The 11,980-nt window shown below is 63.9% G+C and carries 10 protein-coding genes and 1 pseudogene; 9 read left to right on the forward strand and 2 right to left on the reverse strand.

Features of this window, described 5'->3' with window-relative positions:
• Positions 1–131 precede the first annotated feature (131 nt).
• The 6 genes and pseudogenes from mihF to ANI01nite_RS00830 all read left to right on the forward strand — a co-directional run bounded on the left by mihF (position 132) and on the right by ANI01nite_RS00830 (position 5,878).
• Entirely contained in the window at positions 132–467 is a 336-nt protein-coding gene (gene mihF / locus ANI01nite_RS00805; RefSeq protein WP_013349055.1) for an integration host factor, actinobacterial type, read from the forward strand.
• Between the two features lie 3 nt (positions 468–470).
• The gene (gene gmk, locus ANI01nite_RS00810; protein WP_066138462.1) at positions 471–1,037 is read left to right on the forward strand and encodes a guanylate kinase; all 567 of its coding nucleotides are present in this window, start codon (positions 471–473) and stop codon (positions 1,035–1,037) included.
• An 8-nt stretch (positions 1,038–1,045) separates the two neighbouring features.
• The gene (gene rpoZ / locus ANI01nite_RS00815; protein ID WP_038991115.1) at positions 1,046–1,306 is read left to right on the forward strand and encodes a DNA-directed RNA polymerase subunit omega; all 261 of its coding nucleotides are present in this window, start codon (positions 1,046–1,048) and stop codon (positions 1,304–1,306) included.
• Between the two features lie 87 nt (positions 1,307–1,393).
• Positions 1,394–2,629 (forward strand): annotated as a pseudogene (coaBC, locus tag ANI01nite_RS00820) (bifunctional phosphopantothenoylcysteine decarboxylase/phosphopantothenate--cysteine ligase CoaBC); the annotation flags it as partial.
• A 76-nt stretch (positions 2,630–2,705) separates the two neighbouring features.
• Positions 2,706–3,911, forward strand: coding sequence for a methionine adenosyltransferase (metK, locus tag ANI01nite_RS00825; RefSeq protein WP_038991113.1), 1,206 nt, complete (start codon positions 2,706–2,708; stop codon positions 3,909–3,911).
• Positions 3,912–3,916: 5 nt separating this feature from the next.
• Positions 3,917–5,878 (forward strand): primosomal protein N' family DNA-binding protein, encoded by a 1,962-nt coding sequence (locus tag ANI01nite_RS00830; RefSeq protein WP_141355300.1) that lies wholly within the window; start codon positions 3,917–3,919, stop codon positions 5,876–5,878.
• A 15-nt stretch (positions 5,879–5,893) separates the two neighbouring features.
• Here ANI01nite_RS00830 and ANI01nite_RS00835 read toward each other — a convergent pair whose 3' ends face one another.
• Both ANI01nite_RS00835 and ANI01nite_RS00840 read right to left on the reverse strand, forming a co-directional pair.
• Positions 5,894–6,769 (reverse strand): alpha/beta fold hydrolase, encoded by an 876-nt coding sequence (locus tag ANI01nite_RS00835; protein ID WP_141355301.1) that lies wholly within the window; start codon positions 6,767–6,769, stop codon positions 5,894–5,896.
• 10 nt (positions 6,770–6,779) lie between these two features.
• Positions 6,780–7,733, reverse strand: a complete 954-nt coding sequence (locus ANI01nite_RS00840; RefSeq protein ID WP_307723192.1) for a sugar-binding transcriptional regulator — start codon at positions 7,731–7,733, stop codon at positions 6,780–6,782.
• Between the two features lie 160 nt (positions 7,734–7,893).
• On the opposite strand from ANI01nite_RS00840, the gene ANI01nite_RS00845 reads away from it, so the two are divergent.
• From ANI01nite_RS00845 to glpK, 3 genes are read left to right on the forward strand one after another with little or no spacing between them, the layout of a single operon-like run.
• Positions 7,894–9,573: a glycerol-3-phosphate dehydrogenase/oxidase gene (locus ANI01nite_RS00845; RefSeq protein WP_141355302.1), complete on the forward strand. Its 1,680-nt coding sequence runs from the start codon at positions 7,894–7,896 to the stop codon at positions 9,571–9,573.
• A gap of 59 nt (positions 9,574–9,632) precedes the next feature.
• Positions 9,633–10,361 carry an MIP/aquaporin family protein gene (locus ANI01nite_RS00850; RefSeq protein WP_141355801.1) on the forward strand — a complete coding sequence of 243 codons (729 nt, stop codon included), beginning with the start codon at positions 9,633–9,635 and terminating at the stop codon, positions 10,359–10,361.
• A gap of 17 nt (positions 10,362–10,378) precedes the next feature.
• Positions 10,379–11,899, forward strand: a complete 1,521-nt coding sequence (gene glpK / locus ANI01nite_RS00855) for a glycerol kinase GlpK (protein WP_141355303.1) — start codon at positions 10,379–10,381, stop codon at positions 11,897–11,899.
• Positions 11,900–11,980: the final 81 nt, after the last annotated feature.

Consider the following 11,980-nt stretch of genomic DNA (forward strand, 5'->3'; position numbering starts at 1 on the left):
GTGGCATAGGCGCGTTGTGGCTATTAGAGTTTCTAGTAGCCACAACGCGTTTAGTCTTGCAAAAGCAGCGTTACCTCGCTATGTTTCTCAACATAAGCCTTAGTCCACTACAACTGAAGGATGGCTGAACGATGGTACTGCGAGAACTCTCTGACGAAGATCGTATCCGGGCCCGCGCCAAGGCACTCGCCGCACGCACTCGTCGTGCAGAAATCAAGGCGGAGTTCAGTGCCGGAAAAATTTCCATCACCGAGGTACTAGACTTGGTATACGAAGATGAAGCCGTGGGACGCATGCGTGTCATGGACCTTCTGGAATCGGTACCGGGCGTAGGTGAAGTACGCGCGGCAAACTTGCTGGAGCGACTTGGCATTTCCCCATCCCGCCGTCTGCGCGGACTGGGACGCAAGCAGCGCACCGCAATCACCGAGCACTTCAAGCAAAGCCCGCCAAAAACGAAAGTGTAGTCAATGACCGCAGCGTCGGTAACTGTTCTAGCCGGCCCCACGGCAGTAGGCAAGGGCACCGTCTCTACCTACATCCGCGATAACTATCCAGATGTCTGGCTCTCGGTGTCGGCAACGACCCGCAACGCCCGGCCGGGGGAGCAGGATGGAGTCCACTACTTCTTCGTGGGCCCCGAGCGCTTCCAAACCCTGGTTGAGGAAGGCCAGATGCTGGAATGGGCTGTCGTCCATGGCCAGAACAGCTACGGCACGATTCGCTCCACGGTTGAAAATGCAGTGGCACAGGGCAAGAAGGTCCTGCTGGAAATCGATCTGCAGGGTGCGCGCCAGGTCAAGGAGTCGATGCCCGAGGCAAAATTCGTCTTTCTCGCCCCGCCATCGTGGGACGAATTGGTGCGCCGGCTTGTGGGACGCGGCACTGAATCGGCCGAGGAACAGCAGCGTCGCCTGGAAACCGCTAAACTAGAACTTGCAGCGGAATCAGAATTCGACGTGACCATCGTCAACGACGATGTCGCACGTGCCGCCGAAGAGCTTGTAGCCCTCATGGGGCTAAAGAACGACAAATAGGGAGTCCTGTGTCCAACCCAGAGGGAATCATCAACCCATCGATCGACTCGTTGCTTGAGACCAACGACTCGAAGTACGCCATTGTGCTGAACTCGGCCAAGCGCGCACGCCAGATCAACGCCTACTACGCGCAGCTCAACGAAGGCCTGTTCGAGTACGTCGGCCCGCTGGTGGAAACCAAGCTGAACGAGAAGCCCCTGACCATCGCCTTGCGCGAGCTGGATGACAGCCTGCTGAAGGTCACTCCGGCCGAGGCCATCGAGGACTAATCGAAAAGTCGGCGCCCCGCAGCGGGCGCCTTCTTTTTCGTTAAGCCCCTTTTCCACCCACCTCATCACCGCACCGAATCCTCGAGGAAGTACTTCGTGAAGCGAATTGTCCTAGGCGTCTCGGCTGGCATCGCCGCCTACAAGTCCGTGCTCCTGCTGCGCTTGCTGCGCGAAGCCGGCCACCATGTCGATGTGATCCCCACCCAGAACGTCGCGAACTTCGTGGGCAATGCCACCTGGGAGGCCCTGTCCGGAAATCCGGTGACCTCGAATGTGTTCGAAGCGGTCGATACCGTCAACCACGTGCGTCTCGGCCAGCAGGCCGATCTGGTATTGATTGTTCCGGCTACCGCCGATGTGCTGGCCAAGGCCGCCGCAGGGCTGGCCGACGACCTGCTCACCGGCACCTTGCTGGCCACCCGGGCTCCGGTTGTGATGGCCCCCGCCATGCACACCGAAATGTGGCAGCACCCGGCCACCGTCACGAATGTGCAGACCCTGCGCGATCGCGGCGTGCGGGTGATCGAACCTGCCTCGGGGCGGCTTACCGGAAAGGATTCGGGACCGGGCCGGCTTCCGGAACCAGATGAGATCTTCGCGGCAGTCCAGGACCTGCTCTCCGAGCCGGTGCTCGCTGGTTCCAAGGTCCTGATCACCGCCGGGGGCACCCGCGAACCGCTGGACCCGGTGCGCTTCTTGGGCAACCGCTCCTCGGGCCGCCAGGGTGTCGCGCTGGCGCAGGCCGCCCGTGATGCCGGGGCCGAGGTCACGCTGATCGCCACCCATCTGGAAGTTCCCGCGCCGCATGGCGTGAAGCTGGTGCACGCTTCAAGCGCGCTGGAGCTGCGCGAGGCGGTCTTCGAAAACGCTCCGGGCCAGGACGTGCTGATCATGAACGCGGCGGTCGCCGATTTCCGTCCGGCACGCATCGAGAACTCGAAGATCAAGAAGCGCGACGAGCATTCGGCACCGGTCATCGAGCTGGTGCGCAACCCCGATATCCTCGCCGAACTGGTTTCCGCCCGCAGCCAGAACCCGGACCTGCCGGAGTTCATCGTCGGCTTTGCCGCCGAGACCGGCGACGAGCAGGGCAGCGTGCTCGAGTACGGGCAGGCCAAGCTGGAGCGCAAGGGCTGCGAAATGCTCGTGGTCAATGAGGTGGGCGCGACGCTGACCTTCGGGCAGGAAACCAACAGCATCCACGTCCTCTTCGCCGATCACGCCGAAGCGGTGCAAGCCTCGGGCAGCAAGCTGGAGGTGGCCCGCGTGGTCATCGAGCAGATTTCGAATGCCGCAAAAAGTCATGCAGCTGTAACAAAGTGAGCCGCGCCATATGGTGTTTGTTCACGAAATGTCCTAGTTCTGCTTACCGGTCCCAGAGACCAGATAGAGTTATACGGTGACTTCAACAACCCCTGAACTTCGTCTTTTCACCTCGGAATCCGTGACCGAGGGCCACCCCGACAAGATCTGCGACCAGATCTCGGACGCGATCCTCGACGCCATGCTGGCCCAGGATCCGGACTCGAAGGTCGCCGTCGAGACGCTGACCACCACCGGCCTGGTGCACGTGGCCGGCGAGGTGACCACCAACGGCTATGTGGAGATCCCAGAGATCGTCCGCAAGACCATTTTGGACATCGGCTACGATTCCTCGGCCAACGGCTTCGACGGGGCGCGCTGCGGCGTGTCCGTGTCCATCGGCCAGCAGTCCCAGGAAATCCACGACGGCGTCTTCAACTCGCTGGAGTCCCGCGAAGGCACCGCCAAGGACCCGCGCGACATGCAGGGCGCCGGCGACCAAGGCCTGATGTTCGGCTACGCCTCGGATGAAACCGATTCGCTGATGCCTACCTCGATCTTCCTGGCGCACCGCCTGTCCGAACGCCTGACCCAGGTCCGCAAGAACGGCCGCATGCCGCTGCTGCGCCCGGATGGCAAGACCCAGGTCACCATCGGCTACGACGGCGACAAGCCGGTCTCGGTGGACACCGTGGTCGTTTCCAGCCAGCACGCCGCCGAATACGAGCTGGCCACGCTGAAGGCCGACCTGCACGAAGAGGTCGTCACTCCGATCCTGGAGCGTTCGGGCCTGGATACCTCGAACACGAAGATCATCCTGAATCCTTCGGGCCCGTTCATCATCGGCGGCCCCGTCGGCGATGCCGGGTTGACCGGACGCAAGATCATCGTCGATACCTACGGCGGCTTCGCCCGCCACGGCGGCGGCGCGTTCTCCGGCAAGGATCCATCGAAGGTCGACCGCTCCGCAGCCTACGCCATGCGCTGGGTGGCCAAGAATGTGGTCGCCGCCGGCCTGGCCCGCCGCGCCGAGGTCCAGGTGGCCTACGCGATCGGCGTGGCCCGTCCGGTGGGCCTGTACGTGGAGACCTTCGGCACCGAGACCGTTGACCCGGCGAAGATCACCAAGGCCATCAACGAGGTGTTCGACCTGCGTCCGCTGGGCATCATCGAGGACCTGGACCTCAAGCGCCCGATCTACCGCAAGACCGCTGCCCACGGCCATTTCGGCCGCGAGGACAACGACTTCACTTGGGAGAAGCTGGACCGCGTCGACGCCCTGCGCAGCTGGTTCAACGCCTAGCCACCGTGCAGCAAGACGCCCTGATCTCAGCACCCGAGCCGGCCCGCATCAAGCGGGTTGCCCGGGTGCTGATTGATTCTTCGGTCCCGCATCTGGACCGCTTCTTCGACTACGAGATCCCGCCCTCGATGGCGGAGGATGCAGTGGCCGGAGTCCGCGTGAAGGTGCACTTCGGCCCGCAGCTGCTCTCCGGGTTCATCGTTGCCGTGCTTGAGGACTACGCCCCGGAAATGAAGCTGAGGCCGCTGGCCAAGCTGGTCAGCACCCAGGTGGCGCTGTACCCGGCTATCGTGGACGCCGCGCAGGAGGTCGCCACCCGCTACGCCGGCACCCTGTGGGATGTGGTGCGCCTGGCCGTGCCCGCCCGCGCCGCCAAGGTCGAAAAAGAGGACCTGGCCACCGTCGCCCCAAAGCTGCCCGAGGCGCCGAACCAGCTGCTCCACTACGAGCACGGGGAGCAGGCCCTGGCCGCCTGGGGCAGTGGCGAAACCCTGCGGGCAGTGGCCACCTGGGTGCCGAATTTCCACGGATCCTGGCCCGGCTTCCTGATGGATGCCGCCCGTCCGGTGATCGAGCGCGGCCAGCGGGTGCTGCTGATCGTGCCCGATGCCCGCGACCTGCGCCTGCTGGGCGGCTACCTCGACGAGCACTTCGGGGCCGAGTCCTATGCCCGGCTGCAGGCCGACGACGGGCCGACACCGCGCTACCGCAACTTCCTGCGCGCCATCGGCGGGCACGTTCAGATCGTGATCGGCACCCGCTCGGCGGCCTTGTGCCACGTGCCCGGGCTGGAAATGATGATCGTGTGGCAGGACGCGGACCACTCGCACCGCGAACAGCGCGCGCCCTACCAGCACAGCCGCGAAGTGGCCTTGCTGCGCAGCGCCCAGGCAGGCATCTCCCTGCTGATCGCCGCGCCATCGCGCTCGGTCGAAGCCCAGCGCCTGGTGGACACCGGCTGGGCCATCGAGCTGAAGGTGCCGCGCGAGCTGCTGCGTGCGCACACCGCCCGCGTCGTGGCCACCACCAATGATTTCGAGCTGGAGCGCGACCCGGTGCTGGCTAGGGCCCGCATCCCGTCGCTGGCTTGGCGCGAAGCCACCAAGGCGCTGGAAACCGGTCCGGTGCTGGTGCAGGTGGCGCGCACCGGGTTCATGCCGGCTCTGGCCTGCCAGGATTGCCGGACCCCTGCGCGCTGCCCCGCCTGCCAGGGCCCGCTGCACATTGCCGGCAAGGGCTCGCATGTGGCCTGCCGCTGGTGCGGGGAGCAGTACCACGACTACCGCTGCGCGCACTGCGCCTCGCCGCGGATCCGGGCGGCCAGCATCGGCGCCGACCGCACCGCCGAAGAACTCGGCCTGGCCTTTCCCAAGGTCAGCGTTATTTCTTCCACCGGAGCAAAGCCGGTGGACAGGATCGGCGACAAGCCGGCGCTGGTCGTCGCAACCCCTGGGGTCGAACCGTTTGCCGAATCCGGGTACGCCGCGGTGCTGCTGCTCGATGCCGACAGGATGATGGCCCACGATTCGCTGCGCAACGCCGAGGAAGTCATCGCCCGATGGTTCACCGCCGCCTCCATGGCGCGGGCTGACGGAGTCGTGGTGCTGACCGGCAATCCGAGCCCTGCCGGGGCCGCGCTGGTGCGCTACGACCCGGCGAGCTTTGCCGAACGCGAATTGGCCGAGCGCCGCGAGGTGGGGCTGCCTCCGGCGGTGCGCAGCGCGGTCATTTCGGGCCTGGGAGCCGAACGGCTGGTCGCCAACCTGGATCCCGAGACCCGTGCGCGCGTGCAAATCCATGGTCCGACGGTGATTGACGGGCCGCCGGCCCAGCACCGCTACGTGCTCTTCTTCTCCTACGCCGACGGAACTGCGGTGACCACGGCGCTGCGCCACCTGCGCGCAACCATGTCCGCGGCCAAGGACCCGGTCGTGGCGATCGCCATCGATCCGGACGACGCGCTCTAGGAACGTGCCGCGGCGCTAGTGTCGGCCAGCTGCCAGCTGCTGCAGGAAGCGGTCGATGGCCTTCGCGGTTTCCGGGGCCTTTTCATAGTGGATCAGGTGCCCGACGTTCTCGAGCATCACCAGCTGCGCGTCGGCGAAGCTGGCCCGCAGCGTTTCCTGCGTCTGCGGGGTGCCCAATTCGTCTTCCCTCCCGGCGACCATTAGCGTGGGCAGTCCCAGGGCAGGGGAGCAGTCCCCGACGGTCGAGCTGATCGACGCGCGGTAGGACTGGGCCAGGGTCGCGCGCGAATGGAAGCCGCCGAAATAGGCGCGGTGCTGCTCGCGCACGTAGGCCCGGATGTCCGGGTCCTTGCTCTTGGTCATCACCAGGCTCATCGCATCGCTGAACAGCCTGGATCGCAGCAGCGCTTCGCCGATGCCCGCCGGAATCCTGGCGCATGCCTCGTAGTAGCCGCTGGCCAGCTTGGACAGCAGCGCCTGGTCGGATTCCAAGGCAAGCTCCGAGATCGGATTCAGCAAGAGCAACGAGGCGAAGCTGCGCACGGTGGCCAGCTTGGCGGCCACGATCGATCCGAAGGAATGCCCCAGCAGGTGCACCGAAGGACCCAGCTGCAGTTCTTCGGCCAGCTGGTTGAGCACCGCCGCATACCCGTCGACATCGTGGTCCAGATCCAGCATCGACGTCGAGGAGCCGAAACCCGGCAGGTCGGGGACGACCACCGTGTAGTGCGGCAGATGCGAGACGATGCGCGCCAGCCCGTGGTGGTCTCCGCGGAATCCGTGCACCGCGTAGATCACGCCGCGCGAGGGCTTCTGGGCCGGGTGGGTGTAGACGCGGATTTCGGCGCCGTTGAAATGGTGGGTGGTCGCTAGCTGCTGTCGGGGGGCCATGGCTTTAACCCTACCCGTCCAGCAGCGCCAGGGCCGTGCCCTCGTCGATCACCAGATCGGTGATCAACCCGCCTTTAAGCGCACCGCGCACCGCCTGCAGCTTGCCGCGCCCTGCAACCACGCAGAACCGTGTCGGCACCTTGCGCAGTGCATCGAGGGCTGGCCCGGTGGAACGGGCATTGAGCGAAATATTCGAGCTGGTGCCGTTCTTGTCGAAGAACACCGTGGCCACGTCGCCGACCACACCGATCTCGTTCAGTTCCTGGGCTTCGTCTTTGGTCAAGTAGCCGCCGCGGTACACCTGCGAGACGACAGCGGAACCGGCCGAGCCCAGCGAGAACACCGCGAGGTTCATCTCCTTCTGCACCTGCAGCACCCGTTGGATCGACGTCTCCTGCCACATGGCTTCGCGGGTGGATGCCCGGTCGAAGAAGGCCGGGACCGGGAACTGCTCGGTGCGTGCGGTGAAGGCCTGGCCGAAACGCGTGAGGATGTCGCTGGCGTAGCGCACTCCGCTGGTCACCGGGTTTGCCGCCCCGTTGAGCTGCACGATTTTCGTGTCATGGGTGGGGTGCGAGCCCAGGGCCATGGACACCGCCTGCATCGTCGACCCCCATGCGACGCCCACGGTCATCGAGGAGGAGACCATGCCGCCGAGCAGATAGGCGGCGTGCGCAGCGACGCGGGAAAGCAATTCGGAGTCGTCCATGTTGCCGTCGGTGGGCACGACGTTGAAGCTTATCCCGTAGTGCTCGGAGAGCTGGTTGCCCAGCAGCGCCGACATGTTGGCGCTGGGCGAGATGCTGATCGAGACCATGCCGGTGCGCTTAGCGTGGGAGAGCAAGCGGGAGACCGTCGAACGCGAGGTTCCCAGCTCTTTGGCGATCGCTTCCATCTTCATGTCCTGCAGGTAGTACAGCTGGGCGGCGCGCAGCGCGTCCTTGGCCTTGGGAGTGCTGTGCACGGATGTGCCATTCGTTGCCCGTTTGTAGGTGCCCCGGGGGGAGGATTTCATCATGATTCAGACCACTTCTGCACGTTTGTGCATTTTGTTTGACCGCTTTGCCGTTCTGTAACAAGACTAGCTTCAGACTCATCCATTTATTACACAAGGGGCACAAATCGTGATTCGGGAACAGCTAGCCAAACTGCGTGAACGTCCGCAGGCGAAGGTTCTGGTTGTTGGCGGCGGCATCAACGGCGTCGCCACTTTCCGCTACCTGGCCATGCAGGGGATCGATGTCGCCCTGGTCGAGCGGGGCGACTACTGCCAGGGCGCCTCCGGTGCCAGCTCTCACATGATCCACGGCGGAATCCGCTACCTCGAAAACGGCGAGTTCCGCCTGGTCCACGAATCCGTGCAGGAACGCAACTCGCTGCTGGAAATCGCACCGCACTACGTGAAGCCGCTGCAGACCACCATCCCCATTTTCTCCACGTTTTCCGGCATGCTCAGCGCGCCAATGCGCTTCTTGACCCACAAGTCGGGCAAGCCGACCGAACGCGGCGCAGCGCTGATCAAGGCCGGCCTGATCATGTATGACGTGTTCGCTGGCATCGGCGGACGCAACACCCCATGGCACAACTTCAAGGCCGGGAAGGCTGCCCGCCAAGACCTTCCAGCACTGCGCGACGATGTCAGGTACACCGCCACCTACTTCGACGCTTCGGTGCACAACCCGGAGCGGCTGACCCTGGACGTGCTGCGCGAAGGGCTGAACGCCAACGACCAGGCCCGCGCCAGCAACTACGTCGAGCTGACCGGAGTCGAATCAGGCACCGCGAAGCTGCGCGACGTGCTCTCCGGCGAAGAATTCGACTTCGACGCCGAGGTCATCATCAACGCAACCGGCGCATGGGTCGACATGACCAACAAGGATCTGGGACGCGAAACCAAGTGGACCGGCGGCACCAAGGGATCGCACATCGTGCTGGACCACCCGGAACTGCTTGCCGCTACCGGCGGCCGCGAGATCTTCTTCGAACATGAAGATGGCCGCATCGTGCTGATTTACCCGATGCTCGGCCGCGTGCTGGTAGGCACCACGGACCTCGAGCACGACATGAACGAACCAGCGGTATGCACCGATGAGGAAGTGGAGTACTTCTTCGACTTGGTGCACCACGTCTTCCCGGGCATCAAGGCCACCGAAGAGCAGATCGTCTACAAGTTCTCCGGCGTCCGCCCGCTCCCCAGCCACGACGATACCGCTCCAGGGTTCGTGTCCCGTGACTACCAGATCAAGGAAACCCGCCTGACAGACACCACCACCATGCTTTCGCTGATCGGCGGCAAGTGGACCACGTTCCGCGCACTGAGCGAAAACCTGGGCGGTAAGGCCCTGGAATTCCTGGGCGCCCGCGAAGTGAAGTCCACCGCCGGGGTGGCCATCGGCGGCGGCAAGAACTTCCCTCGCAACGACGGCGAAGTTGCCGCCTGGTTCGCAGCACGTGAAAGCCGTGCCGGACGCGAACGCCTGCGCATTCTGCTTGAACGCTATGGAACCGGCGCCGACGCGCTGCTCGAGGCCATCGGCGAGAACGAGACCCTGCTGGAGCACACCAAGGAACTGAGCTGCGAAGAATTGGCCTACATGGCCAACTACGAGCAGGTCGGCCGCTTGATCGACGTTTTCATCCGCCGCACCAATCTGGCCTTCCGTGGCCTGGTAACAAAGAATTTGGTGATCGAGGTCGCTAACTGCCTCGCTGATCCGATGGGCTGGGACAAGTCCCAGATCCAAGCCGAGATCGACCATTCTGTCTCGGTCCTTGCAGATGCCCACGGAGTTCTCCTGGATTAATCTGCTCTTGGCCGGCGGCAAATTGCTGCCGGCAGTTGAAATCACCTAAGAGGTCAATGATGTCCACTCACGTGTTTTTCGCCGAGATGCTCGGCACCTTCGTACTATTGCTGATGGGTGGCGGCGTCTGCGCCAATGTCGCCTTGAAAGGCACATTAGGTAGCGCCGCTGGCTGGTTGTCCATCAGCTTCGGCTGGGGCTTTGCTGTTTACTGCGGCGTGTGGGTTGCCGGTATTTCCGGTGCGCACCTGAACCCTGCGGTGACCTTGGGCCTGATGGTCAATAGCGACGTCACCGAATACGCTCCGGGAGTTGCCATCACCTTGGCCACCACCTTGCTGTATTTCCTGGCGCAGTTCATCGGCGCATTCCTTGGTGCCGTGGGCGTCTGGCTGGCCTACAAGAAGCACCTTGATGACCCGCAGAATGCCGGGAACCAGCTGGGCGTCTTCGCAACCGGCCCGGCTATCCGCTCCTACGGATGGAACGTGGTCACCGAGATCTTCGGTACCTTCATTTTGGTCTTCGTGATCGCTGGCCTGGGCAAGACTCCGCACCAGCTGGGCCCACTGGCCGTAGCATTGCTGGTTGTTGCCATCGGCCTGTCCCTGGGTGGAGCCACCGGCTACGCCATCAACCCATTCCGTGACCTTGCCCCACGCTTGGCGCACCAGTTGCTGCCAATCAAGGGCAAGGGCGGTTCGGACTGGGCTTACTCCTGGGTTCCACTTGCTGGCCCAGCAATCGGCGGTATCCTCGGCGGCGCGCTTGCCGCGGCAATGTTCTAGAAAGAGAGTAGTGAATCATGAGTGAAAAATTCGTTATTGCCATTGACCAAGGCACCACCAGTTCCCGTGCAATCGTCTTCACCCATGCCGGTGAGGTCCACTCGGTAGGGCAGAAGGAGCACGAGCAGATCTTCCCGGCCGCCGGATGGGTCGAACATGATCCAGCCGAAATCTGGACCAATGTGCGCGAAGTGATCGGCCAGGCCTTGTCCAAGGCCAACCTGACCCGTCACGACATCGAGGTCGTCGGCATCACCAACCAGCGCGAAACCACGGTGGTGTGGGACAAGAACACCGGCGAAGCCGTTTACAACGCGATTGTCTGGCAGGACACCCGTACCCAGGACATCGTCGACGAGCTGGCGGGTGATGGCGGCCTGGAACGCTACAAGCAGACTGTCGGCTTGCCGCTGGCAACCTACTTCTCGGGCACCAAGATCAAGTGGATCCTGGACAATGTCGAAGGCGCGAGGGAACGTGCAGAAGCAGGCGACCTGCTGTTCGGCACCACCGACAGCTGGGTGCTGTGGAACCTGACCGGCGGCGTGGACGGCGGTGTGCACGTTACCGACGTGACCAACGCGTCGCGCACGCTGTTCATGGACCTGAAGACCCTCCAATGGGACGAGAAGATCCTGGCCGATTTCGGCGTGCCGCTGTCCATGATGCCGGAGATCCGTTCGTCTTCGGAGGTGTACGGCACGGTGCACACGAACCAGTTGCTGCGCGAGGTGCCGGTTGCCGGTATCCTGGGCGACCAGCAGGCGGCAACCTTCGGCCAGGCCGCATTCACCGCGGGCACCGCGAAGAATACCTATGGCACCGGCTGCTTCCTGATCTTCAACACCGGCACGGAGATCGTGAATTCGACCAACGGCCTGCTGACCACCATGGCGTACAAGCTGGGCGAGAGCGCACCGGTGTATGCCCTGGAAGGTTCCATCGCCGTTGCCGGTTCCCTGATCCAGTGGCTGCGCGACAACATCGGCATGATCGCCACCGCCCCGGAGGTCGAACAGCTGGCGGCCCAGGTTGAGGATAACGGCGGCGTATATATCGTTCCGGCTTTCTCTGGCTTGTTCGCTCCCTATTGGCGTTCGGATGCCCGCGGCGCGATCGTCGGCCTGACCCGCTATGCTAACAAGAACCACATTGCCCGTGCGGCGCTCGAGTCCACCGCATTCCAGACGCGAGAAGTACTGGACGCGGTCAACGCCGACGCTGAGGTTCCGTTGACCGAACTGAAGGTCGACGGCGGCATGGTGGCCAACGAAGCCCTGATGCAGTTCCAGGCCGACATCCTCGGCGTGCCAGTGGTTCGCCCGCAGGTCACCGAGACCACCGCGCTGGGTGCGGCTTACGCCGCTGGCTTGGCCGTTGGCTTCTGGAAGGATCTGGGCGAGCTGGAGCAGAACTGGGCCGAGGACAAGCGTTGGGAGCCGACCATGGATGAGGAGTCGCGCGAGCGCAGCCTGCGCCTGTGGAAGAAGGCTGTCACCCGTACCTTCGACTGGGTCGACGAAGATACCAAGGCCTGAGCCCGACTGCGGCTTGGCCGGAACCGTTCCGGACACCGGCAGCGCCCGAACCGCCCATTGGCGTGGTTCGGGCGCTGCCCG

The sequence above is a fragment of the Glutamicibacter nicotianae genome (genome assembly GCF_006539525.1).
GTDB lineage: Bacteria > Actinomycetota > Actinomycetes > Actinomycetales > Micrococcaceae > Glutamicibacter > Glutamicibacter nicotianae.

Excerpts from the sequence above, each read along its gene's own strand:
- mihF (WP_013349055.1), top strand. The coding sequence starts at position 132 with ATGGTACTGCGAGAACTCTCTGACGAAGATCGTATCCGGGCCCGCGCC.
- glpK (WP_141355303.1), top strand. The coding sequence starts at position 10,379 with ATGAGTGAAAAATTCGTTATTGCCATTGACCAAGGCACCACCAGTTCC.
- ANI01nite_RS00850 (WP_141355801.1), top strand. The coding sequence starts at position 9,633 with ATGTCCACTCACGTGTTTTTCGCCGAGATGCTCGGCACCTTCGTACTA.
- gmk (WP_066138462.1), top strand. The coding sequence starts at position 471 with ATGACCGCAGCGTCGGTAACTGTTCTAGCCGGCCCCACGGCAGTAGGC.
- ANI01nite_RS00835 (WP_141355301.1), bottom strand. The coding sequence starts at position 6,769 with ATGGCCCCCCGACAGCAGCTAGCGACCACCCACCATTTCAACGGCGCC.